Source organism: Gelidimonas denitrificans, assembly GCF_055694065.1.
Genome location: NZ_CM146350.1, coordinates 3,300,319 through 3,322,573 on the forward strand (window position 1 = coordinate 3,300,319; position 22,255 = coordinate 3,322,573).

Sequence of the window (22,255 nt, forward strand, 5' to 3'; positions counted from 1 at the left end):
AAAATACATTATTGGGTATATGAATACAACAAGCTCTGTCGGCGCGCCCTGGATGTGGGCCGCATTCATCGCTTTTGTGCTGGTCATGCTGGCGCTGGACTTGTTCGTATTCGGCGGGCGCAAGGCGCACAAGGTGAGCATCAGGGAGGCGGCCGCCTGGTCGCTGGCCTGGATCAGCCTGGCGCTGCTGTTCAATGCCGGCCTGTGGTGGCATCTGAGCGGCACGGTCGGGCCGGAGATCGCCAACCGCAAGGCGCTGGAATTCCTGACCGGCTATCTGATCGAGAAGTCGCTGTCGGTGGACAACGTGTTCATCTTCCTGCTGATCTTCTCGTCGTTCCACGTCACCGCCGAATACCAGCGCCGGGTGCTTGTCTACGGCGTGCTGGGCGCCATCGTGATGCGCGCGGTGATGATCCTGGCCGGGGCCTGGCTGGTGCGGGAGTTCCACTGGGTGCTCTACATCTTCGGCTTGTTCCTGGTCGTTACCGGTCTGCGCATGCTGGTCATGGCGGAGAAACAGCCCGATCTGGCCAATAACCCGGTGCTGAAATTCGCCCGCCGGTATCTGCGCATTGCCGACGGCGATCACGGCGAAAAATTCAGCGTGATGCGGGATGGCGTGCGCCATTTCACGCCGCTGTTTCTGGTGCTGATCTTGATCGAGGTCTCCGACCTGGTGTTCGCGGTGGATTCGATCCCGGCCATCTTCGCCATCACCACTGATCCCTTCATCGTCTTCACCTCCAACATCTTCGCCATCATGGGGCTGCGGGCGCTGTATTTCCTGCTCGCCGACGTCGCGAACCGCTTCCATCTGCTGAAATACGGCCTGGCCATGGTGCTCATCTTCATCGGTGCCAAGATGCTGATCGCGCCCTGGTATCACGTGCCGGTTGCGGCCTCGCTGGCCATCGTCGCGGTGCTGATCGGCACCAGCGTGGTCGCCAGCCTGATCGCCACGCGCCGCGCATCGTGATGCGGGCGGTGGGCAACGCAAAACGGCGCCGAAAGGCGCCGTTTTGCGTAATGTGCCGGCTGCGTTGCCGTTGCCTAAAAGCGATTATTACTTCGAATGTTTTTCCATGCCGCCGCGATGATGCTTGCGGCCGTGGCTAAATTCAGCATCGAACGTCTTTTGCTGCTCTGGCGTCAGCACCGCATAAAACGTTTTCAATGCAGCCAGGTGGCTTTCCATCCGGGTCTGGCCTTGCTTCATCCGCTCAAGCATGGCTTCCATGCGTTGCGGCGCCGGCATCTTTTGCATCGCGGCGCGATCCGGGCGCTGGGCCTGGCGCTGCTCCGGGGTAGGCGGCGTCATGCTGGCGGTGTAGGTTTTCCAGGCCGGTTCCTGGCTGGCGCTCAGTTTCAGCTTCGCATGCAGGTCTGCCTGATGCTTGGCGCGCTTGGCCATGTGCTCTTGCATGCGCTCGCCGCGCTTTTCATGCTTGTCTTGCATGCTGGTCTTGCCAGCGCCGTCTGATGGTGGGATTTGCGCCAGCGCGCTGCCGCCCAAACCCAGTACAGTCATGCCGATGATGATGCTTTTGGTAAATGTACGCATGGTGTTTCCTCTTTTCAGTATGTTTATGAACATGTGCACTGCACATGAAGCCACTCTGCGCTGCTGATGTATCTGGCAAGTGTCTGCGGCGCGGCTTTTTGTATCATTCTGTAATTTTTAGCGCGATTACAAGAAGATACAAAATGGCGCTTCCCTGCACGCGCAAGCCGCCATAATCTATCGCCTATGGAACCCATTTCTCACATCTTGATCGTCGATGACGATCGCGAAATCCGCTCCCTGCTGGCGGATTACCTCAACAACAACGGCTACCTGGCGCACACCGCCGAAGACGGCCGCGCCATGTGGAAAGCGCTGGAAGAAGCGCAGATCGACCTGATCGTGCTGGACCTGAACCTGCCGGGCGACGACGGCCTGACGCTGTGCCGCACTCTGCGCGCGAAGTCGCAGATGCCGGTCATCATGCTGACCGCGCGCAGCGAACCGCTGGACCGCATTCTGGGGCTGGAAATGGGGGCCGACGATTATTTGCCGAAACCGTTCGAGCCGCGCGAACTGCTGGCGCGCATCCGCAGCGTGCTGCGCCGCAGCCATGCGTTGCCGCCCAATCATGCCGACCTGAGCGTGCAACAGTTGCAGTTTGCCGGCTGGACGCTAGATTTGACGGCGCGCCATTTGCTGAGTCCGGATCAGGTGGTAATCATGTTGTCGGGCGCGGAATTTCGCTTGCTGAAAATTTTCCTGGAACATCCGAACCGGGTCCTGAACCGCGACCAATTGCTGAACATGACGCAGGGCCGCGACGCCGATCCGTTTGACCGCTCGATCGATATCCAGATCAGCCGCCTGCGCCAAAAGCTGGGCGAAGATGCGCGCTCGCCGCAAATTCTGAAGACCGTGCGCAACGGCGGCTATGTGCTGGCGGTCACAGTGCATGCGGAAGGCGCGTAATGAAAAATTTTTTCAACTCGATGACCGGGCGCGTGTTCCTGATTTTGCTGTGCGGCATGCTGGGGGCAATCGCGCTGACGTTCTGGCTTGCCGACAGCGAGCGGCAGCGCACCATCGGCCAGTTCCGCGAGGTGCATCAGGTCGAGCGGGCCGAACAATTGACGCTGGCGCTGGATGCGCTGCCGGGAGCCAGCCGGCAAGCCTTTCTGGAAACCGCAAAACGAATCGGCTTGCGGGTCGAGTCGGCGCAATCCGGCAGCCGCGAGCAAGCCGAACCTTCGGCCTTCGCGCAGTCGCTGGGCGCACAACTGGGGCAGGAGTTCCGGGTCGCGTCGCTAGAGCCGAGCGACGCCGATTGCCAGCCGCCGCACCGGGGCCGCAGCGCACCGCGGCCAGCCCGCAGTCCGGACTGCGAAATCACCCGCATCACGCTGCGCGACGGCAGCTTGCTGCGGATGACGGTGTTGCCGCCGCGCAGCGGCATGCCGCCGCTGCACCGCGATTTTCTGCTGTATCTGGCGCTGTTCGTGTGCAGCATCGGGGTGCTGGCGTATCTGGTGGCGCGCATGACGATGCGCCCGCTCAAGCAGTTGGCGCAGGCTGCCTTCGACCTGGGGCGCGACCTGAATCACCCGCCGCTGGCGCTGGCGGGCAGCAGCGAAATCCGCCAGGCCAGCAGCGCCTTCAATGCGATGCAGGGCCGCATCCGCGACCATCTTCAGCAACGCACCCAGATGCTGGCGGCCATCACGCACGATCTGCAAACGCCGCTGACGCGGCTGCGGCTGCGGCTGGAAAAAGTGGCCGACGACGCATTGCGCGACAAGCTGATCGACGATCTGTCGGCGATGCAGGACATGGTGCGCGAAGGGCTGGAACTGGCGCGCAGCATGGCCTCAGCCGAGCCGATGCAGCGCCTCGATCTGGATTCGCTGCTCGACAGCGTGTGCAGCGACGCCGCCGATGCCGGCCAGCGCGTGCAGCTATCCGGACAGCTCGGCAAGTCGGTGCTGGCGCGCCCCAACACGCTGCGGCGCTGCCTGATCAACCTGATCGACAACGCGGTCAAATACGGCCAGTCGGCTGCGGTTAGCGTGGTCAGGGATGCCGGCGGGGCGGTAATCCGCATCCGCGATCATGGCCCCGGCATTGCGCCCGACCAGCTGGCGCGCGTGTTCGAGCCGTTCTACCGGATCGAGACTTCGCGCTCGCGCCAGACCGGCGGCACCGGCCTGGGCTTGACCATCGCCCACAATATCGCCGAACAGCACGGCGGCAGCCTGACGCTGCGCAATCACCCGGACGGCGGGCTGGAAGTGGTGCTGACGCTGCCGCAGGGATAACGTGTACTACACAGTGTATTTTTATATTGCGCATAATATTCATGCGCAATATCCCATGAAAATCAACATACTCCCATATTCAATATGCAGGGCGGATTACGTCGGCGGCTCGTTTTGCAGCGTGCTGCGCAACTGCGTGAACACGCCATCGTCGACGCTGCGCAGATGCAAATCGCGCTGCTGGAACGGCATTTCGATATGGGCTTCCGCCAGAGCCTTGCTGATGGCCACGCATAATTCGCTGCGAATCGGCAGAAAGCGTTCATATCGTCCGCTCCAGCAGCGCAACTTGAAATTCAGGGAATCGGTGCCAAACCCCTGGAAGTAGGCGTCCGGCGCCGGCGCATCGAGCACTTCCACATGCGCTGTGGCCACCCCGATGAGCAACGCCAGCACCTGCTCCGGATCGCTGCCATAGGCGATGCCGATTGGAATTTCGATCCGGCACTGGCGGTCCGACAGGGTCCAGTTGACCACATCGTTCGAGGTCAGGGCGGCATTCGGCACCACCACTTCGGAGCCATCCCAGGTGCGCAAAATACTGGCGCGAATGCCGATGCTCTTGATCTCGCCGGAGCGCGTGCCGGTCTCGATGGCGTCGCCCACTTTGATCGGGCGCTCGAACAGCAGCACCAGGCCGGACATGAAATCTTTGACCAGGCCCTGCAAGCCGAAACCGGCGCCGACGCCGAACGCGCTGATCAGGATCGTGAAACGGTCCAGATCGACGCCGGTGGCGACGATGGCCAGAATGAAACCGGCCATCAATACCACGTAATTCACCACTATCGATAGTGCATACGGGATGCCGCGGGCCAGCGCAATGCGCGGGAAGACGTCTTCTTCGAGCACGAAGCGCACCAGCCGCGAGAGCAGGAATGCGGCCCAGATAGTGCCGCCAAACGCCAGCACGTCGCCCAGCGAGATATGCAGCGCGCCGATCGCGCCCTTGGCGGTCAGAATGCTGACAACGAAGTCGAACAGCGGCTTGCGCAAAGCAAAGATATCGAGCGTCGCCAAGACCCACCAGCCCAGAACCAGCCAGTGTGCGGCGCGATGCAGGTGGCGTTCCAGCACGTGTTTGTAGTGCCGCACCATGCCCAGCGAACGCAGCGGCCAGGTATACAGCGCCAGAGTCGACAGGCTGACCAGCGCCCGCAACGCCGCATACAGGATCACGCCGAAATACAAGGTAGTGAGCATCGCCGCATTCATGAAGTGTCCGAGTTGCGAATAGCCCAGCACGTCGGCCGCCAGTGCGATTGCAAATACCAGCGTGGCGGCGCGGGCAATAAACAGCGACCCCTTGTAATCCTTGTCGCCGATGACTGCGGCCGGCATTTGGGCCAGACGACGCGGCTGCAGGAACCAGAACAGGAACAGCAGCGTGCCGGTCAGCTGCAGTTCGAACAGCAGCCGCTCCCCCAGCAGCGCCGCGCCGAATATTTCGCGCAGCCGGTTGACCACGTACAGCACCAGCAGCGCATACAGGAAAGAGGCCAGGTTGTGGTGGATCAGACGCCGCAGGATCACGATCGTCGGCGGCAGCGCCAGCGTCAGCAGCAACAGATTGAATTCGCGCGGGGCATACACCAGCACCGAGGGGCTGACGATGGTAAATAACAGCATCGCAATCGCGCCCGGATGTTCGAACACCCAGGCGGTGCCGGCCAGTTCCGGATCGGCCTCGGTGCGCAGCCGCATCTGGGTCCGGATGCGCCACAATCCGACCAGAAACAGCGCCGCCAGCAGCAGCAGGAAAATGCCGCTCTTATAGCTTGCCGCCAGGTATTGCGCAATCGTCGCCTGATTGGCTTGAATCGCACTCTTGAATTTTTGCAGGCGGTCGAACTTGCCGTCGGCGCTGCTGTCGGCGCTCCAGATCGGCACGCTGTCGCGCAACAGCAGACTCTCCAGCGCGGCATCGGTGGCCCGCTTGAGCTGCCCGCGCTGCTCGGCCGCGCGGGTCTCGAAGCGGCTGACCTGGGCTTGCAGCGTCAGGATCTCGCCCCGCGCCTTGTCCACCAGCTGTTGCACCCGAGCGGCCTCGGACAGCACCGTATTCGTGCGCTCCTGGACTGCGGCGGGGGCACCGCTTTCGCGCGCAACTTTAGCCGTGGTCTGCCAAGTCAGTTGCAGAGCCTCGATCTGGACCAGATTGCCTTCGAGCAGGACCGCGCGGCCGGTGAGTATCTCGTCCCAGCGGCCCAGCCGGGCCAGCAGCGAGAGCCAGCGCGTATCGAGTTCGCGCAGCTGCTCCTGCGAGTAAATCGCTCCCAGCGCCAGCGTGGTCTCTTTCCCGGTAGCCTCGAAATCGCGCCCGAATGCTCTCAGCTCGGGGCCGACTGCGGCCACCTTCGGCACCGGCGCCAGGCCTGCGACGATATCGCGCAACAGCGCATCGGCAGTTTCTGCGGCGGCGGCAATATTCGGCACCGCGATCGGCTTCACCGCCGGCGGCGCAGCTGCCGCAGCCGGCGCGGCAGCAGGCGTGGCTGGCAGGATGGCGGTGGCGGCCAGCGCAACACCGGAGCCACCAGCAACGCCGCCCAAAGTACACAGCAGCAATAACAACAGCAATATGCGGCCGGGGCCGGGGCCGGGGCCGGGGCCGGGGCCGCGCAACCAGGTGGTCAGAGGCAACATAGGGAGTCTTTAAGTCAGAAAAGTCGGCAAAGTCGCGCAGGCCAATAGTGTAGTGCCTGGCTGGTGGAATCCGGCCAAAACCGGTTAAAGATCCACGCTCTGCGCGGGCAGTCCGAACCCCACCGACAGCATGCCGATCGAGCCCAGTTCGATCTGATCGTTAAATAGCGTAATGGTTTCATCCGGCTGCTTGCTGCCGACTATGTACAGCAAGGGCAAAAAATGCTCCGGCGTCGGCACCGCCAGCCGGGCGTCCGAATTTTCTGTCATGGCGGCGCACAGTTGCACGCGATCATCAATCAGCAAGCAATCGCGCATGCTGCGGTTGAAGCGCTGCGCCCAGTCGAACGCCGGTGTGACGCCATCCCACGATAGCGTGCGCAGGTTGTGCACCAGGTTGCCGCTGCCGATGATCAGGACGCCCTCGTCGCGCAACGCCGCCAGCCGGCGGCCCAGATCGAGGTGGAACGCCGCATCCTGCGTCAGGTCGAGACTGAGCTGCACCACCGGCACGTCCGCCGCCGGATACATCTTGCACAACACCGACCAGATGCCGTGATCCAAACCCCAGGACTGGTCCATCTGCACCGGCGTCGGCGCCAGCAACGCGCGCACCCGCGCCGCCAGCGCCGGGTCGCCGGCAGCCGGGTATGCGATGTCGAATAAGGCCTGCGGAAAACCGCCGAAATCGTGAATCGTCGCCGGTGCTGCCATCGCCGTCACCGCGGTGCCGGACGTGGTCCAGTGGGCCGATATCGCCAATATCGCCTTCGGGCGCGGGATCCGTTGCCCCAGACGCTGCCAGCTTTGGGTGAACTGATTGTCCTGCAGCGCATTCATCGGGCTGCCGTGGCCGATAAAGAGTGCCGGCATCCGTTGCGGTTGGTTCATGGCGGGGATTTCCTGGTTGTTGTTCTTGTTTAGGACGCACGCGAATAAGTGCGGTTCTGTAGGTGCGAATTTATTCGCACTAGTTCGCTTGGGATAGTTAACAGTGCGAATAAATTCGCACCTACAAGCTCGCGGCTAAAGCTGCTCTACAGAAACCGCTGCAGTTTTATAGCGCAATTAACCCATTAACCTATTAACCCTTGATCAAGCCTTCGGCCAGCATTGCAGCGCGCACCGCCGGACGCGCCGCGATGCGCGCCTGGTAGCTTGCAATGGCCGGCCAGCGGCGCATGTCGAACTGCATCTTGCCAGTCCAGTTCAGTATCGTAAACAGATAGGCATCGGCCACCGTGAATTGCGCGCCCAGCAGATAATCGGCGCTGTCCAGCTGCCGCGCCACGATGTCGAAGCGCACTGCCAGCGCGTCGCGCGCCATTTGCTTGCTCTGTTCCGGCGTTTCCGGGTTGAACAGCGGGCCGAAACCCTTGTGCAGTTCGCTCGAAATGAAATTCAGCCATTCCATCAGGCGGTAGCGCGCCATGCTGCCGGCGGCCGGCGCCAGCTGTTTCTCCGGCGCCAGGTCGGCGATATATTGCACGATGGCCGGGCCTTCGGTGAGGATCTGGCCGTCGTCCAGTTGCAGCGCCGGCACCGAGCCCTTCGGATTAACGGTCTTGTAATCTTGCCCGCTGGCAGTAGTTTTCTTGCTCAAGCTGACCTTTTCGGTCTCGAACGCAAGGCCGGCTTCGCACAGCACGATATGGGGAGAAAGGGAACAGGCGCCAGGGGAGAAATACAGTTTCATCAGAGTATTCTTTCGCAAATGTGGGACAACAGGCGCAGCACCATGCCGCATCCGGCAACTGTCTTGCCGCTGCTTCGGATGGTAGCGCATTGCGTATTGCCTTGCTGCGGACACCGCCAGCGATTATCCGGCTATGATGCGGAGCTGCATCCAGGCCGCCGGCACTGGTTTGATGCATATTGTCTTCATTCGATCAGATCATGCGCATCCCATCCCGTTTCACCCTTCGCCGCTTGCGCTGCGTCAGCGCGCTGGCGCTGGCGCTGACCGCATTGCCCGGCCTGGCCCAGATCAGCAATGAAACCCTGATGGAGCAGATATGCGGCAGCCCGACGCCGGACGTGGCGGCGCTGGCGCAACACCCGGAAATCATCAATTTTTACCTGGAAAACGACTTGGTCTCTGGCTCCGACAGCAATTACACCAATGGTGTCAAGGTGTCGTGGGTGTCGGCCAACCTGAAAGACTACATTAATGACCCTTGCCTGCCGCGTTGGGTGCGTACGCTGAACCGGGCGTTTGAATCGGTCCATCCGGGCCAATACACGTCGCGCAACATGGTGGTTACCGCCGGCCAGGCGATGTACACGCCACGCAACAGAACAGCCACCGGCATAGTGGCCGACGATCGCCCCTACGCCGGCTGGCTGTATCTGGGCTTGGGTTACAACGCCCGCAATGCGCGTCAAATGGATACCGTCGAAGTCAACCTCGGCATGATCGGCCCGGCCTCGCTGGCCGAGCAATCGCAGGATTTCATCCACAGCCTGCGCGGCATCGAGCGCTTCAACGGCTGGGGCAATCAGTTGCACAATGAACTGGGGCTGCAGATCGTGGCCGAGCGCAAAAACAAGATCTGGATCAGCGCCAACAAGTCTGGCCCGAAATTCGATGCGATCAGCCATTACGGCGTCAGCCTGGGCAACGTCGCCACCTACGCCAACGCCGGGCTGGAACTGCGCGCCGGCAGCCGGCTGCCGGACGATTTCGGCACTGCGCCGATCCGCCCCGCCAGCGACAGCAATGCGCCGCTGGCAGAAGGCGCAGCATCGCGCCGATTGGCCGACAACGCGCTACACGTGTTCGTCGCGCTGGATGCGCGCGCAGTGGCGCGGGATATTTTTCTCGACGGCAATACTTTTGGCGACAGCCACAGTGTGGCCAAGAAAAATCTGGTAGGCGATCTGTCAGCCGGGGTGGCCTGGCACTGGCCAGGCGGCAAGGTAACCTATGCGTATTACATGCGCAGCAAGGAATACCAGACGCAGAGCAAGGCACCCCGCTACGGCTCGATCACCCTGAGCCTGGAATATTGAGTTTTACTGCGCTATATAAAAATACCCGGCAATGTATTTTTATATAGCGCAGTAAAAATATGCGGAAAAACATATGTTTTTGCATATACCCCACATAAATTATCGATATTGCAGGCATGGATACGACGGCTGCAGCAGCGCTGTCGAAACATTGCTGGCCCCGCCGCATCCGGCATTGCCCTGATCGCCGGCACATTGGCGCTGGTGATCGGATTGGCGAGTGCGCCATTCAAGCCACGCGGCATCAATCGGCATCGCTTGTGAAAACGCATTACAGCACGCGTAAAATGTCCTTTTAATCGAAGACGCCACCGCAATGACCATCATTCTGTCCACGCTGAACGCCCGTTACGCACACGCCTCGCTGGGCTTGCGCTACCTGCTTGCCAACATGGGCGATTTGCAGGAGCAAACCCAGCTGCAGGAATTCATCATCGGCGCCAAGACCACCGATATCGTCGAGAAATTACTGGCGCAGAATCCGCGCATCATCGGTTTCGGCGTGTACATCTGGAATGTCGAGGAAACCACCAAGGTAGTGGCGATGCTCAAGCAGGTTGCGCCGCAGATCGTGATCGTGCTGGGCGGGCCGGAAGTCTCGCACGAGTCGCAGCAACAGGCGATCGTGCAGGCGGCCGATTATCTGATCACCGGCTGGGGCGACGTCAGCTTTGCCAAGCTGTGCCGCGGCATTCTGGCCGGGCCAAAACCGATCATGAAAATCCACGCCGGGCTGCAGCCGCCGCTGGATGAACTCACGCTGCCGTATGCGCTGTATTCGGAGCAGGACATCAAGCACCGCATCCTGTACGTGGAAGCGTCGCGCGGCTGTCCGTTCAAGTGCGAATTCTGCCTGTCCTCGCTGGACAAGACCGCGTGGCCGTTTGACCTCGACCGCTTTTTGGCCGAACTGGAATCACTCCATGCGCGCGGCGCGCGGCTGTTCAAATTCGTCGATCGCACCTTCAACCTGAACATCAAGACCAGCCTGCGGATCATGCAGTTCTTCCTCGACAAGATCGCGGCCGACCCGCAGGACCCGGTGTTCGCCCACTTCGAGCTGGTGCCGGATCATTTGCCGGATGCGCTGAAAGCCGGCATTGTGCAATTTCCGCCCGGCGCGCTGCAGTTTGAAATCGGCATCCAGAGTTTCAACCCCGAAGTGCAAACGCTGGTCAGCCGACGCCAGGACAACCAGAAAGCGGCCGACAACATCCGCTGGCTGGTCGAACATTCGCACGCCCACATGCACGTCGATCTGATCGCCGGCCTGCCGGGCGAGGACATAGCCAGCTTCGCCGCCGGTTTCGACCAGTTGTATGCGCTCAAGCCGCACGAAATCCAGTTCGGCATCCTCAAGCGTTTGCGCGGCACGCCGATCATTCGCCATACCGAAACGTTCAAATTGGTGTTCGACGCCCAGCCGCCCTACACCATCCTGGCCACCGATCAGGTCGACTTTGCCACCATGCAACGACTGGTGCGCTTTGCCCGTTACTGGGATTTGATCGCCAATTCCGGCCGCTTCGCCCACACGCTGCCGCTGATCCTGGAGCAAAGCCCGTTTGCCCGCTTCATGGCGCTGTCCGACTGGATCTACGCCAAGACCGACGCCACCCACCGCATCGCGCTGGAACGGCTGGCCGCGCTGGTATCGGAATGGCTGCAAACCCAGGGCATGGATGCGACCCTGGCAGACGAGGTGCTGGCCAGCGATTACGCCGGACAGGCAAACCAGCTGCATATCAAATCCAAGGCGGCCAAGCAAAAAAAGGCGGCCCAGAGTGCTGAACACGTTGCGCCGCAAAGGCAGGCGCGGCACCTGGCAGCCTGAGACCGAGCGATAACTTAAGTCTTCACTGAAACTGTCTAAACATATTTTTAAATGGTTCTTTGACTTTCATCAAACAAATCCATCAAAGAATGGATAAACACCTGACTTTGCCTATCTTATATAAACACTATCAGCCATTAAAGGAGGCGAGGAGGCGAGGATTTGGAGTGTTATCGTCATTGATGAATCTGTCTTCGGCGGGTTATTTTTAATTTTTTACTAAGGAATTAACATGAACTCGAACCAAAAAAGCGGTCAAGACTCTAAACGAAGTAGCAGCTCCGACAAAAAGAGCCCTGGCTCCGGCAACGGTTTTTCTAAGCCGCAGGGCGGCGCGCACGAGCAGCACGCTGACGCGGGCCATCCGAGCCACAAAAAAGTTGGCAGTAGTTCCGGTGGCAAGCAATCAGGTTCTGGCAACAAGTAGTCCGGCGCCAGTGGAACACGCGGCCGCTGAAAGTTGACTGAAGGTTGGCTCCAGGCCCCTGAAGGCGTCGGCATCGGCGGCGATGCCGGCGCTGCTCATCGCAGGATTGGACGAAAAGGTGACAGAGGTGACAGCGCATGACTAACGAAACCAGCGACCACACGGTCACAGTCAACACCGCTGCCTCGATCAAGAGCGACGGCGCAACGCGGCTGCCGCACGAGCGCGACGAAGCGGCTGACGCGCAACCCACCACGCCGCGCGAAAACATGAAGCAAGCCGCCAAGGATTTGGCGGACGGGCTGGTCGACACCGACCTGCATGGCATTCGCGGCGTCGAAAAGGTGGTGCAAGCGGACGACAAGGCTACGCCCGCAAACGGCCCCAAACCGGCATGACAGTTTGAAGCGCCTCTTTAGTTATTCAGAATAGTTATCGAACTATACGGACGAATGCTGCGAACAGCAGCCCCGTAGTTGGTGCCGAGCGCTGCGAAGCCCAACATTCGCCGGCCGTACATCAGACCGGCTCCTGCGCCTTGATTTCCTCCCACAGCCAGGCCCGGAAACGCTGGACTTTACCGGTCTGCGCCAGCGCCGGCGGGCACACCAGGTAATACTCGACCGGGCTCGGTATGCTGAGCGAAAACAGCCGCACCAGCGCACCCCGTTGCAAGTCGTCGGCCACCATGGTTTGGCGCGCCAGCGCAATCCCCTGCCCCTCCTTGGCGGCCTGCAATAGCGAGTGCGAATCGCTGTAAGTGACGCCGCGCGGTTCGGGCGCATCCAGCCCCGCCGCCACGAACCACGGCATCCAGGGCTCTCCGATCGAATTGAGCAAGTGCAGGCTTGGCAATTCGCCGGGTTTTTCAGGCAATTTGCCCTGATTGAAAGCGGGCGCGCAAACCGGGAAATAAATATCCCCGAACAAGCGTTCGCACCACAGGTCCGGCCAGTTCCCGTTGCCCATGCGCAAACCGACATCGACCGCTTCGCGCGAAAAATCGACCAGATGGCTTGCGGTCTGAACCACCAGCTGAATGTCGGGATTTTGCTCGATGAAGCGTCCCAGGCGCGGCACCAGCCAGCGCGCAGCAAAGGATGGCAGCACACTGATCGTCAATTGGCCGGCATTGGCGCGGCGGCTGATGTCCTGCGCCGCGGTGGCGATATCGAGCCAGGCCGCGCGCACCCGGTCGGCCAGCATCCGCCCTTCCGGCGTCAGCGCCAGGCCACGGCCGACACGGGTAAATAGTTGCACCCCCAGCGACGCTTCCAGCGCCCGCACCTGATGGCCGACCGCGCCGTGGGTCAGGTGCAGTTCCAGGGCGGCGCGGCTGAAACTGTTGTGCCGCGCGGCGCTTTCGAACGCCCGCAAGGCTGACAACGCGGGCATTCTCGGCAAGGCTTCTGCAGCATTCATACGATAGTTTTATTATCAGGTTGGCGAAAAGGTATCACTGGAAGTCGTCATCATCACGCACTACCATGACATTGTGCCAGCGGAAAATGGCATCACACCCAAGGAGCACGATGATGGATCGCCACAACGACATGATAAGCAGATTCTCCATACAACGGCTGGAAATGCGCGCCGGTACAGTCACCAAGCTGCGGCTGGCGGCGGGAGACTGCCTGACCAACCGGCAAGGCAAACTGTGGATCACCCGCAGCAACGATAGCCACGATTACTGGCTGCTGCCCGGAGCCGGCCTGTCCTTCCCGCGCGCCGGCGTGCTGTTGCTGGAAGCCTGCGGCGACAGCGCACTGACGATCGAATCGCGCCAGCCGGCCAAATTCAGTACGCGCTGGCTGACTAAGGTGCTCCGCGCCGTCCTGCGCGCTGCGCCAGCGCCGAGATGCAGGCGGGATTCACTGCGCTGCGCACCGCATGCACCATGATCGAGGCATGGCGGCTGAGAGCCGCCATGCCTGTTAGCGCGCTGCGTCATCCGCCCCGCTCACATGCCCGGCAGCGTCATCCGCGCCTTGGCCACGGCGGGTGTGGCCCGCCCCATCATCGGCACCACTCACGTGCCCCGCAGCGTCATCCGCACCTTGACCATGGCGGGTATGGCCCGCCCCGTCATCGGCGCCACTCACGTGTCCGGCAGCGTCATGCGCGCCTTGATCATGGGCGCGCCCCGCCCCGTCATTAGAACTGCGGCCGCTGTCACCACCGCTGCCCGATCGACCGCTGTCGCCGCCACCGCTGCTGCCTCTGCCACTACCGCTACCGCCGCCACTACCACTACCACCACTACCACCACCACTACCGCCGCGGGCGAACACGGGCGTAGCCACCATGCTAACAACGAGGGCGGCGATCAAGGCTAGTGAGGTTTTTCTGAAGTTCAACATGACATTGCTCCTAAAGGTTTAAAAGTTATCACTCCGTGTGGTGCGTTTAAAACGTGTAACTATTTCCCACGTTTGATTCCAGTATATGTGGGGAATAATTCCTCAGCAAGGGGAATGTGTAAATATTTCCCACGTTTTATGCTAAAGTGAAATTCATAAATTACCAGGATTTCACTGATGTCAAACCCAGACACGCCAACTGCCACGCCGTCGCCAGCATTGGTGCTGGCCATGCGGCGGGTTTTGCGCCCGCTGGTCGGGCTGATGCTAGCACGTGGCGTGACCTTCCCTTATCTCACGGAACTGCTCAAGACCCTGTTTGTCGAGGTGGCCGACAAGGAATTCCGCATCGACGCCAAGCCGTCGACCGACAGCCGGGTCAGCCTGGTCACGGGCATGCACCGCAAGGACGTGAGTCGTCTGCGGCAGAATCTGCATTCGAGCGCCGAGACCGTGCCGTCGGTGGTCTCGCTGGGTGCGCAGCTGGTGGCGGTGTGGCTGGGATCGCCCCGCTACCACAATGACGATGGCAGTCCCAGGCCGCTACCGCGTTTTGCCAGCGAAGGCGGCGAACTGTCGTTCGAGGGTCTGGTCACCAGCGTCAATAGCGACATCCGCCCGCGCGTGGTGCTGGACGAGTGGCTACGTCTGGGCGTGGTGCACTTTGACGAGGAACGCCGCGTGTGCCTCAAAGCCGATGCCTTTGTGCCGGCCGAGGGCTTCGATGAAAAGGCTTTCTATCTAGGCCACAACCTGCACGACCATGCCGCCGCAGCCGCCCATAACCTGCTGGGCGGCCAGCCGGCGTTTCTGGAGCGCAGCGTGCACTACGACGCGCTCAGTTCCGGCTCGATCCAGTTGCTGTCCAGGCAGGCCGAAGAGTTCGGCATGAAGGCATTGCTAGCCATCAATAAGAGCGCGCTAGCCGCGGAGCAAAAGGACGCAGACGACGCCGCGCCACGCCAGCGCATGACCTTTGGCATCTATTTTTATTCCGAACCCAGCGCTGCCGGCTCCGGCGCGCTCCCAGACCGGGCGGGGACGACGCCCGCAGGAGAGTCTGCATGATCCGTTTGATCAATATTTCCATGGCCCGCGCGGCCGGCAGCCTATTGCTGCATCTGGCGCTGTATATGGCGCTGGGCCTTCCCGCGCAGGCACAGAACCTATGCGCTACCCAAGCCTCGCCGATTAATCCGGCGGCGCTCGCGTCATCGGGCGTGGGCGGCACCGGAGCAACAGCGACCGAGTTGGCCAACCCATCCAAGGGTGCGGCGTTGGTCAGGGACGGCACCGGAGGAATCGGCGGCACCGGCGTGGTGGCCGGGCGGCCCGGCATTGGCGGCACCGGCATCGTCGGCATCATCACTGGCTTTGCCAGCATTTGCGTCAACGGGGTTGAAGTGTATTTCGACGCCAGCACGCCGGTGTCGGACAACGGGCAGCCGAGTTCGGCGCGGCAACTGGCGGTGGGGCAGGTGGTCGCAATACGGGCCGCAGGCGTCGGTGCGGAGGTTGCGGCGCGCAACATTGTTTTGATCCATGCCGCGGTCGGACCAGTGGACGCGCTTAACGCCAAAACCGGCGAGTTCCGGATTCTGGGCCAGACCGCCTGGGCTGATGACCCGGGTGAACTTTCCGGGCTGAAGACGGGGGATTGGGTCCGAGTCAGCGGGCACCGCCTGGTGCAGGGCGATATCGCCGCCTCGCGCATCGAACCGATACCCCCGCAGACGCAGGTGCAGCTGAATGGCACCGTGAGCCAGATCGACGCCGACACCTTCACGGTGTATGGCACCCGCGTCCGGCTCCACGCGCCGCCACTACCCGCAGAATTTGCGCTGGGCCGGGAAGTCTTGGTGCGCGGCACATGGGACGGCACCACCCTGCAGGCGCAGCACATACAAATCGAGCCCACGCGGGATGGCTTGGGGCCAGTGGACCAGGTCGTGCTCGAGGGCTACGTCCATGCGCTGGGCCGGCGCGAACTCGACCTCGGCCTCGGACCGCTGACCCTGAGCCACGACCTGCAGATCGTGGGGGGCAGCGCGGCACAACTCACCATCAACCAGCACGTTCAGGTTAGCGGCCGGGTCGGCGCCGACCAACGCGTGACGGTGGAACGCCTTGAATTTCGCAACGACCGTTCAGGATCGGACGGCCGCAGCAGACCGGGATCGCATCGGGGCAAAGGGGCGTCGGACGGGGCCGAGTCGCCCGATCATTCTGGTCCGTCAGGCAGTTCGGGGGCGTCGGATAATTCAGGCTCTTCCGGCAGTTCAGGCAGTTCTGGTAAGTCAGGTGGCTCTGGCGGCTCCGGTAGCTCCGGTGGCTCCGGTGGCTCGGGCAGGTCTGGCGGCTCTGGCGGCTCGGGGCATGGCGGCGGTCGCGGCAAGTGACCGGCGGTCCGATGGCCGGGCTGCAGGCTCAGGGCCTCATGGGTTTTCTGCAGTTGCAAGACCGTAAGCCGCGCACATTAAAAGCACAAATAAATCCGGTTCGCCAGATCCAGCACGAAGCCGGGTTGCAAGTAAGCGCCGAAGATCAGCGCCAGCAATGCTGCGCCGGCGATACCGAACAAAATGCGCTGGAGGCCTTGTTTCATTGGTGGGTTTTATCGAATTGCATCACATCAAGCCATTACCGGCTGCGACCGCGCGATGGCTTTTTCGTTGATCGGCAGATTGATCAGTGCCGCGAACAGGCCCAGCGCGATCGTGATCATCCAGACCATATCGTAATTTCCCTGTTTGGTGAACAGGAAGCCGCCCAGCCATACGCCCAGGAAACTGCCGATCTGGTGCGACAAAAAGACGAAGCCGGACAGCATCGACAGGTAGCGCACCCCGAAGATCCCGGCAATCACGCCATTGGTCAGCGGCACGGTGGACAGCCACAGGAAGCCGATCGCGCTGGCGAACAGATAGACCGAGGCGGGCGATAGCGGGGCCAGCAGGAACAGGCCGATGACGATGGCGCGCGTGAGATAAATTCCCGACAGCAGATAGCGCTTCGGGTATTTTCCACCCAGCTTGCCGGCCGCAAAAGAGCCGAAAATATTGAACAGGCCGATCAGGGCCAGCGCGATCACCCCGACATTGGGGTCGAGCATGCCTTTGTCTTTCAGGTAGGCCGGCATATGCACGCCGATGAACACCAACTGGAAGCCGCACACGAAATAACCGGACACCAGGTACAAAAAGGGCCGGTAACCGAACGCTTCGCGGGTCGCTTCCAGGATGCTTTGCTGGGGTTCGGTCGAGTGGGCCAGCGCCGGCTCGCGCAGGCGCAACGCCATCGGAATCATGACCAGCAGCACCAGCGCAGCCAGCACATAGAATGCATTTTGCCAGCCGGCGTGCGAGATCATCTGCTGCTCGACCGGCATCATCATGAATTGCCCGAGCGAACTGGCTGCGCCCGAAATGCCGAACGCCATCGAGCGTTTTTCAGCCGGCGCGATGCGCGCGATAATGCCGCTGACTGCGCCGAAGCCGGTGCAGGCCAGCCCGCCGCCGACCAATATGCCGGCGCCCAGAACGAACAGCGTCGGCTCATTCACCAGCGCCATCCACAGCAAGCCCGCCGCATACAGCAGGGCGCCGACGATGACCACACGCATGGTGCCGTAACGGTCGGCCGCCATCCCGGCGAACGGCCCGAATACGCCCCACATCAGGTTTTGCAGCGCCATCGCCAGCGAATAAGTCTCGCGGGTCCAGCCTTGCGCCTGCGAAATCGGCTGCAGCCAGAAGCCGAAGCCATGCCGGACCCCCATCGCGATGGTCAGGATCAGGCCGGTGGCTATCAGAATGGTTTTTAGTTCAGGGGCGCGGGAAGCGCGGTCATGTTGCATGGCGTTAATCGTTTGGCAAAAAAAGCAGTGTAGCGCAAAGTGCCGCGCAGGCGCACGCGCCCTAGCCAAACCAAGAGCCGGCGAACAGTATTATCCCGACGACTTCTGCCCGATCAGATCAAAATATTCCGCTCATGCGCCGCACCCAAGCCGGCCAATCACACCAACTGAAGTCCCGTCAACGCCCGTACATATCAGAGTTGCGCTCCATGCCGCTAGTCGTCATCGGGGCTGGCGGCGACATCGATGAGGACGATGATGGCGACATTGATGATGATGACGACATTGAACCGCAAGCGGTGACCACCAATGCGCACAGCACAACCGTAATCCATTTAGTATTGTTCATGGCGATTTTTCCTTAGAAGGGTTACGTCCGAAGCAAGCTCCATTCATTAATCTTTAATAGGCGCATTAATGGGCGGATGCATGCGTAGTTTGGAGCGCGGCGGCTGCCAAACGTTCGGCTGGAAAATCGGCTGGGCTCTTAGTCTTTGATCTGCGTCAAACATACGAATCAACCGAATCGTGTGGGCAACTGGATTCCGCTACAAAACCAACACACGGCCACTTTGCGCCCGCTCTTGCGCAGCTTGCAGGATGACATTGAAATCGAATCGGAGCACAGAATCCGAGGCGGCAGAACGCCGCCGCAAGGATTGGGTAAAATCAGAATAATGCACGGGTATTATTTTTTTACGCAGTAGATATATGCGTGCAGCATGGAATTTTTTGCCATACTGCCCGCATATCAGCGCAGAAGAAGATCTGCGCGTAAGGTGTTTCAGGCAGTTTTTTTGGCTGCCGCCTTGCGTACTGCGGGTTTAGCAGCCGGTTTTTTGGCAGCGACTTTCTTGGCGGCCGGTTTTTTGGCGGCTGCTTTCTTGGCCGCCGGCTTTACTGCTGCGCCCGCATCTGCATCTGCATCGGCATCCGCGTCTGCTGCTGCCACCTTGCCTTTGGCCGGCGCTTTCGGTTTGCGCTCTTCAAACTCGAAGCTGACCTTGCCATCCTTGCCCTTGACCAGAAAAGCCTTGAATGGACGGCGGGTGCGCTGCGAGACGAAGCCTGGCAGCAGATCGGTCTTGCCTTCATTCAATAGCTTGACCATCTGTTCCGGCAAAATTTCTTGCTGCAAGATGATGCGTCCGCTGCGGAAATCGCAGGCTTTCGGCTTGGCGACGGTTTTTTCGCAAACGTAACCCAGGCCCAATTCGTACACGCCGCTGCCGCATTTCGGGCAAGCGCCGAGTGCCGTCTGGCCGGTGAAATCGACGGCTTCGCCATCTTCGCCGCCATCGTTCTGGCCGAAGTCGAATTCCATCTTCTGGTTTTTGTGCTCTTCGTCGTCAACGATGCGCAGGATGGCGGCAAACGGGCGTCCCATCTTGGAGCGGAAACCTTGCAGCGGGCCGATGGTGCGATTGGTCAACAATTCCTCGACCTCGGCCACCTCGAACTGGCGGCTGCCGGGCGTTTTGGAGATCGAGAATTCGCACTTGGTGCAGGCGAAACGGCGGTAATTTTCTTTCACCACCGAGCCGCAATGCGGGCATGGCGTGGTTAGCGTCGCGTAATTGCCGGGTATCGTGTCGTTGTCGTATTCCTTGGCGCGCTTGACGATGATTTGCGTCATCTGGGCGATTTCGCGCATGAATTCTTCGCGGCTGATGTTGCCCTTTTCGATCTGCGACAGCTTGTATTCCCACTCGCCGGTCAACTCCGGCGAAGTCAGCTCGGACACGCCGAGGCCGCGCAGCAGCGTCATCAGCTGGAACGCCTTGGCGGTCGGGATGATTTCGCGCCCTTCGCGCAGAAAGTATTTTTCGCTCAACAAACCTTCGATGATGGCGGCGCGCGTAGCTGGCGTGCCAAGGCCCTTGCCGGCCATCGCTTCGCGCAGGCCTTCGTCGTCGAGCAGCTTGCCGGCGCCTTCCATCGCCGACAGCAGCGTGGCTTCCGAGTAACGTGCTGGCGGTTTGGTGACCAGGCCGTTGGCCGTGATCTTGTCGGTCAAGACTTTTTCACCCTTGGCCACCGGCACCAGGTTGCCGGAATTCTCGCTATCTTTTTCCGCTATTTCCTTGCCGTAAATCGCCAGCCAGCCGGGGTTGGTCATGACCTTGCCTTCGGTCTTGAACTGGTGGCCGGAGACTTCGGTGAAACGGGTCGTGACCTGGAATTCGGCCGCCGGGAAGAATACCGCCATGAAGCGCTTGGTCACCAGGTCGTACAACTTCTGTTCCGGTTCCGACAGATTTTTCGGCGCTTGCGGGGTCGGGATGATCGCGAAGTGATCCGAAATCTTGCTGTTGTCGAAAATCCGCTTGTTCGGCTTGACCCAGCCCTTGTTCAGGATTTGCGCGGCAAACTGCTGATAATTGTTATTTTCCGATACGGTTTCCAGCGTTTGCTTGACGGTGTCGAGGTAATCTTCCGGCAAATGGCGCGAATCGGTACGCGGATACGTCAGCACTTTGTGCTTTTCATACAGCGCTTGCGCCAGGCCCAGCGTGTTCTTGGCCGAAAAGCCGAAGCGCGAGTTGGCTTCGCGCTGCAGGCTGGTCAGGTCGAACAATCCTGGCGCCATTGAAGTGGTCGGCTTCGATTCTTCGCTGACATTGCCTTGCCTGCCGCGGCAGGCGGCGACGATGGATTCGGCGGCAGCTTTGCTCCACAGCCGTTCGGCGCGTTTTTCAGGATCAATTTCGTCTTTTTTGTGCTTGGTATCGAGCCAGCGGCCTTCGTAAATACCGGCCGCGCAGACGAATTCGGCGCGCACTTCCCAGAAGTCGCGCGGCACGAATTGCTTGATTTTCTCTTCGCGCTCGACCACGATCGACAGCGTCGGGGTTTGCACCCGGCCCACGGTGGTCAGGTAGAAGCCGCCTTCTTTCGAATTGAAGGCGGTCATCGCGCGGGTGCCGTTGATGCCGATCAGCCAGTCGGCTTCGGAGCGGCAGCGCGCGGCGTCGGCCAGCGGCAGCATTTCGGCGTCGCTGCGCAGCTTGGTGAAACCTTCGCGGATCGCGCCCGGCGTCATCGACTGCAGCCACAGGCGCTGGATCGGCTGCTTGGCTTTGGTGTGTTGCGCGATCAGGCGGAAAATCAGCTCGCCTTCACGTCCGGCATCGCAAGCGTTGATCAGCGCGGTGACATCCTTGCGCTTGATCAGCTTGCTGAGTACCTTCAACCGCGCTTCGGTCTTGGCGATCGGATTCAGCGCAAAATACGGCGGAATCATCGGCAAATGCGCGAAGCTCCATTTGCCGCGCTTGACGTCGTGCTCTTCCGGCACCGCGATTTCAAGCAAGTGGCCGACCGCGGAGGACAACACGTACTGGTCGGATTCGAAGTACTCATCGTGCTTGGTGAAGCCGCCGATCGTCTTCGCGATATCGTTCGCGACCGAGGGCTTCTCGGCGATGATGAGGGTTTTGGTCATAGGTGCATTCTCTAATGGAGTACAGATGGGCGCATTTGCAAAGGTGCCAAATGGCAAAACGGCAAAGCCGCCACTAACATAACAAGCATCTGGATTGTCAAGCGGCCCATGATAAGCGCGTTGCAGCGAACTCTGCAAGCGCCCGAGTCCCGCTCAACCAGAAAGTGCCGTTCTGCAACGCAGCGCGCTGCTTTAATATTGCCTCAATGCAGCCAGTGCTTTTGCGGCTGCGTATCGTCGGCGAACAGCTCGTCGAAAATCAGCGCATCGGGTTCCTGGCCCTGGCTCCACAACATCATCAGCACGATGATTTTGAGCTTGTCGAGCGGCATCGGCGATTCATTCGCTGCCAGCGCGCGCTCGATGACGATCTCGCGCTGGTTGGGGTCGAGCACTTTGGCCAGCTCCAGAAACTGAATGAAACCGATCGCATCTGGTCCCAGCACGCTGGACTCTTGCTCTGGATAGATGCGCAAACCGAAAGAAAACGCACTCTGCTGCGGATACGCGTTGGCGAATGCGTCGGTAGACTCCACCAGATGCCCGAGCCAGTCCAGCGCTTCGAAAATTTCTTCATGTTCAAAACCGACTGCAGATAATTTCTTGGTCAGCGCTACCGAGTCAGGACAGGCTTCCGGGCGGTAATACGTTTCGTAGAGATATACAAGTATGTCAAACATGGCTCTACTCCTGCGTTAGGTTGCTTCGACACAAGCAAGGATTCTTGCGCCAATACTATGTCACATTATTGTAAAAAGCGTGATCCACTCCCGGAGTTTACACGTACTGCATTCAGTACTTAATGCTTACGCATATAAAATATGCGGAAAATACGGTGTTTTTTAGCATACCCATC

The 22,255-nt window shown here is 60.6% G+C and carries 22 protein-coding genes; 12 read left to right on the forward strand and 10 right to left on the reverse strand.

Features of this window, described 5'->3' with window-relative positions; genetic code table 11:
* Positions 1-19 precede the first annotated feature (19 nt).
* Positions 20-979, forward strand: a complete 960-nt coding sequence (locus tag FKCLFG_RS15325; RefSeq protein WP_472613927.1) for a TerC family protein — start codon at positions 20-22, stop codon at positions 977-979.
* Positions 980-1,066: 87 nt separating this feature from the next.
* Here FKCLFG_RS15325 and FKCLFG_RS15330 read toward each other — a convergent pair whose 3' ends face one another.
* Positions 1,067-1,564, reverse strand: a complete 498-nt coding sequence (locus FKCLFG_RS15330) for a Spy/CpxP family protein refolding chaperone (protein WP_472613928.1) — start codon at positions 1,562-1,564, stop codon at positions 1,067-1,069.
* Positions 1,565-1,750: 186 nt separating this feature from the next.
* Between FKCLFG_RS15330 and FKCLFG_RS15335 the strand changes: the two genes are divergently transcribed.
* Together FKCLFG_RS15335 and FKCLFG_RS15340 are read left to right on the forward strand one after the other, a co-directional pair.
* Entirely contained in the window at positions 1,751-2,476 is a 726-nt protein-coding gene (locus FKCLFG_RS15335; protein ID WP_472613929.1) for a response regulator, read from the forward strand.
* Positions 2,476-3,819, forward strand: coding sequence for an ATP-binding protein (locus FKCLFG_RS15340; RefSeq protein WP_472613930.1), 1,344 nt, complete (start codon positions 2,476-2,478; stop codon positions 3,817-3,819). The genes FKCLFG_RS15335 and FKCLFG_RS15340 overlap by 1 nt, the downstream gene beginning before the upstream one ends.
* Before the next feature lie 96 nt (positions 3,820-3,915).
* Here the strand turns inward: FKCLFG_RS15340 and FKCLFG_RS15345 are convergent, their stop codons facing one another.
* From FKCLFG_RS15345 to gstA, 3 genes are all read right to left on the reverse strand, one after another.
* Complete coding sequence (locus FKCLFG_RS15345; protein ID WP_472613931.1) at positions 3,916-6,465, reverse strand: mechanosensitive ion channel domain-containing protein; 2,550 nt, start codon at positions 6,463-6,465, stop codon at positions 3,916-3,918.
* 84 nt (positions 6,466-6,549) lie between these two features.
* On the reverse strand, positions 6,550-7,356 hold the full coding sequence (ygiD, locus tag FKCLFG_RS15350) for a 4,5-DOPA-extradiol-dioxygenase (protein ID WP_472613932.1): 807 nt from the start codon (positions 7,354-7,356) through the stop codon (positions 6,550-6,552).
* Positions 7,357-7,549: 193 nt separating this feature from the next.
* Positions 7,550-8,161: a glutathione transferase GstA gene (gene gstA / locus FKCLFG_RS15355; RefSeq protein ID WP_472613933.1), complete on the reverse strand. Its 612-nt coding sequence runs from the start codon at positions 8,159-8,161 to the stop codon at positions 7,550-7,552.
* Between the two features lie 200 nt (positions 8,162-8,361).
* On the opposite strand from gstA, the gene FKCLFG_RS15360 reads away from it, so the two are divergent.
* On the forward strand, positions 8,362-9,477 hold the full coding sequence (locus tag FKCLFG_RS15360; protein ID WP_472613934.1) for a lipid A deacylase LpxR family protein: 1,116 nt from the start codon (positions 8,362-8,364) through the stop codon (positions 9,475-9,477).
* An 11-nt stretch (positions 9,478-9,488) separates the two neighbouring features.
* Here the strand turns inward: FKCLFG_RS15360 and FKCLFG_RS15365 are convergent, their stop codons facing one another.
* A complete protein-coding gene (locus FKCLFG_RS15365) occupies positions 9,489-9,710 on the reverse strand; it encodes a hypothetical protein (protein WP_472613935.1) in 222 nt (73 codons plus the stop codon).
* A gap of 83 nt (positions 9,711-9,793) precedes the next feature.
* Here FKCLFG_RS15365 and FKCLFG_RS15370 point away from each other — a divergent pair, with 83 nt between their 5' ends.
* The 3 genes from FKCLFG_RS15370 to FKCLFG_RS15380 all read left to right on the forward strand — a co-directional run bounded on the left by FKCLFG_RS15370 (position 9,794) and on the right by FKCLFG_RS15380 (position 12,136).
* A complete protein-coding gene (locus FKCLFG_RS15370; protein ID WP_472613936.1) occupies positions 9,794-11,311 on the forward strand; it encodes a B12-binding domain-containing radical SAM protein in 1,518 nt (505 codons plus the stop codon).
* Between the two features lie 232 nt (positions 11,312-11,543).
* Positions 11,544-11,738: a hypothetical protein gene (locus FKCLFG_RS15375; RefSeq protein ID WP_472613937.1), complete on the forward strand. Its 195-nt coding sequence runs from the start codon at positions 11,544-11,546 to the stop codon at positions 11,736-11,738.
* 137 nt (positions 11,739-11,875) lie between these two features.
* Positions 11,876-12,136 (forward strand): hypothetical protein, encoded by a 261-nt coding sequence (locus FKCLFG_RS15380; RefSeq protein WP_472613938.1) that lies wholly within the window; start codon positions 11,876-11,878, stop codon positions 12,134-12,136.
* A gap of 121 nt (positions 12,137-12,257) precedes the next feature.
* Here the strand turns inward: FKCLFG_RS15380 and gcvA are convergent, their stop codons facing one another.
* Entirely contained in the window at positions 12,258-13,160 is a 903-nt protein-coding gene (gcvA, locus tag FKCLFG_RS15385; RefSeq protein WP_472613939.1) for a transcriptional regulator GcvA, read from the reverse strand.
* Positions 13,161-13,273: 113 nt separating this feature from the next.
* Between gcvA and FKCLFG_RS15390 the strand changes: the two genes are divergently transcribed.
* The 4 genes from FKCLFG_RS15390 to FKCLFG_RS15405 all read left to right on the forward strand — a co-directional run bounded on the left by FKCLFG_RS15390 (position 13,274) and on the right by FKCLFG_RS15405 (position 16,497).
* On the forward strand, positions 13,274-13,639 hold the full coding sequence (locus FKCLFG_RS15390; RefSeq protein ID WP_472613940.1) for a DUF2917 domain-containing protein: 366 nt from the start codon (positions 13,274-13,276) through the stop codon (positions 13,637-13,639).
* A 102-nt stretch (positions 13,640-13,741) separates the two neighbouring features.
* Entirely contained in the window at positions 13,742-14,074 is a 333-nt protein-coding gene (locus FKCLFG_RS15395) for a hypothetical protein (protein WP_472613941.1), read from the forward strand.
* A 201-nt stretch (positions 14,075-14,275) separates the two neighbouring features.
* A complete protein-coding gene (locus FKCLFG_RS15400; protein WP_472613942.1) occupies positions 14,276-15,166 on the forward strand; it encodes a DUF6502 family protein in 891 nt (296 codons plus the stop codon).
* Entirely contained in the window at positions 15,163-16,497 is a 1,335-nt protein-coding gene (locus FKCLFG_RS15405; RefSeq protein WP_472613943.1) for a DUF5666 domain-containing protein, read from the forward strand. Before FKCLFG_RS15400 ends, FKCLFG_RS15405 begins: the two co-directional genes overlap by 4 nt.
* Before the next feature lie 77 nt (positions 16,498-16,574).
* On the opposite strand, the gene FKCLFG_RS15410 is transcribed toward FKCLFG_RS15405, so the two are convergent.
* Together FKCLFG_RS15410 and FKCLFG_RS15415 are read right to left on the reverse strand one after the other, a co-directional pair.
* Entirely contained in the window at positions 16,575-16,703 is a 129-nt protein-coding gene (locus FKCLFG_RS15410; RefSeq protein ID WP_472613944.1) for a hypothetical protein, read from the reverse strand.
* 27 nt (positions 16,704-16,730) lie between these two features.
* Positions 16,731-17,954 (reverse strand): MFS transporter, encoded by a 1,224-nt coding sequence (locus FKCLFG_RS15415; RefSeq protein WP_472613945.1) that lies wholly within the window; start codon positions 17,952-17,954, stop codon positions 16,731-16,733.
* A 134-nt stretch (positions 17,955-18,088) separates the two neighbouring features.
* Between FKCLFG_RS15415 and FKCLFG_RS15420 the strand changes: the two genes are divergently transcribed.
* A complete protein-coding gene (locus tag FKCLFG_RS15420) occupies positions 18,089-18,319 on the forward strand; it encodes a hypothetical protein (protein ID WP_472613946.1) in 231 nt (76 codons plus the stop codon).
* Positions 18,320-18,738: 419 nt separating this feature from the next.
* Here FKCLFG_RS15420 and FKCLFG_RS15425 read toward each other — a convergent pair whose 3' ends face one another.
* Positions 18,739-21,399: a DNA topoisomerase III gene (locus tag FKCLFG_RS15425; RefSeq protein ID WP_472613947.1), complete on the reverse strand. Its 2,661-nt coding sequence runs from the start codon at positions 21,397-21,399 to the stop codon at positions 18,739-18,741.
* 203 nt (positions 21,400-21,602) lie between these two features.
* Positions 21,603-22,079, reverse strand: a complete 477-nt coding sequence (locus FKCLFG_RS15430) for a Smg family protein (RefSeq protein ID WP_472613948.1) — start codon at positions 22,077-22,079, stop codon at positions 21,603-21,605.
* Between the last annotated feature and the right edge of the window lie 176 nt (positions 22,080-22,255).

Bases quoted from the DNA above. Each gene is read 5' to 3' on its own strand.
- FKCLFG_RS15325 (WP_472613927.1), top strand. From the start codon at position 20: ATGAATACAACAAGCTCTGTCGGCGCGCCCTGGATGTGGGCCGCATTC.
- FKCLFG_RS15330 (WP_472613928.1), bottom strand. From the start codon at position 1,564: ATGCGTACATTTACCAAAAGCATCATCATCGGCATGACTGTACTGGGT.
- FKCLFG_RS15335 (WP_472613929.1), top strand. From the start codon at position 1,751: ATGGAACCCATTTCTCACATCTTGATCGTCGATGACGATCGCGAAATC.
- FKCLFG_RS15340 (WP_472613930.1), top strand. From the start codon at position 2,476: ATGAAAAATTTTTTCAACTCGATGACCGGGCGCGTGTTCCTGATTTTG.
- FKCLFG_RS15345 (WP_472613931.1), bottom strand. From the start codon at position 6,465: ATGTTGCCTCTGACCACCTGGTTGCGCGGCCCCGGCCCCGGCCCCGGC.
- ygiD (WP_472613932.1), bottom strand. From the start codon at position 7,356: ATGAACCAACCGCAACGGATGCCGGCACTCTTTATCGGCCACGGCAGC.
- gstA (WP_472613933.1), bottom strand. From the start codon at position 8,161: ATGAAACTGTATTTCTCCCCTGGCGCCTGTTCCCTTTCTCCCCATATC.
- FKCLFG_RS15360 (WP_472613934.1), top strand. From the start codon at position 8,362: ATGCGCATCCCATCCCGTTTCACCCTTCGCCGCTTGCGCTGCGTCAGC.
- FKCLFG_RS15370 (WP_472613936.1), top strand. From the start codon at position 9,794: ATGACCATCATTCTGTCCACGCTGAACGCCCGTTACGCACACGCCTCG.
- FKCLFG_RS15375 (WP_472613937.1), top strand. From the start codon at position 11,544: ATGAACTCGAACCAAAAAAGCGGTCAAGACTCTAAACGAAGTAGCAGC.
- FKCLFG_RS15380 (WP_472613938.1), top strand. From the start codon at position 11,876: ATGACTAACGAAACCAGCGACCACACGGTCACAGTCAACACCGCTGCC.
- gcvA (WP_472613939.1), bottom strand. From the start codon at position 13,160: ATGAATGCTGCAGAAGCCTTGCCGAGAATGCCCGCGTTGTCAGCCTTG.
- FKCLFG_RS15390 (WP_472613940.1), top strand. From the start codon at position 13,274: ATGGATCGCCACAACGACATGATAAGCAGATTCTCCATACAACGGCTG.
- FKCLFG_RS15400 (WP_472613942.1), top strand. From the start codon at position 14,276: ATGTCAAACCCAGACACGCCAACTGCCACGCCGTCGCCAGCATTGGTG.
- FKCLFG_RS15405 (WP_472613943.1), top strand. From the start codon at position 15,163: ATGATCCGTTTGATCAATATTTCCATGGCCCGCGCGGCCGGCAGCCTA.
- FKCLFG_RS15410 (WP_472613944.1), bottom strand. From the start codon at position 16,703: ATGAAACAAGGCCTCCAGCGCATTTTGTTCGGTATCGCCGGCGCAGCA.
- FKCLFG_RS15415 (WP_472613945.1), bottom strand. From the start codon at position 17,954: ATGCAACATGACCGCGCTTCCCGCGCCCCTGAACTAAAAACCATTCTG.
- FKCLFG_RS15420 (WP_472613946.1), top strand. From the start codon at position 18,089: ATGCGCCGCACCCAAGCCGGCCAATCACACCAACTGAAGTCCCGTCAA.
- FKCLFG_RS15425 (WP_472613947.1), bottom strand. From the start codon at position 21,399: ATGACCAAAACCCTCATCATCGCCGAGAAGCCCTCGGTCGCGAACGAT.
- FKCLFG_RS15430 (WP_472613948.1), bottom strand. From the start codon at position 22,079: ATGTTTGACATACTTGTATATCTCTACGAAACGTATTACCGCCCGGAA.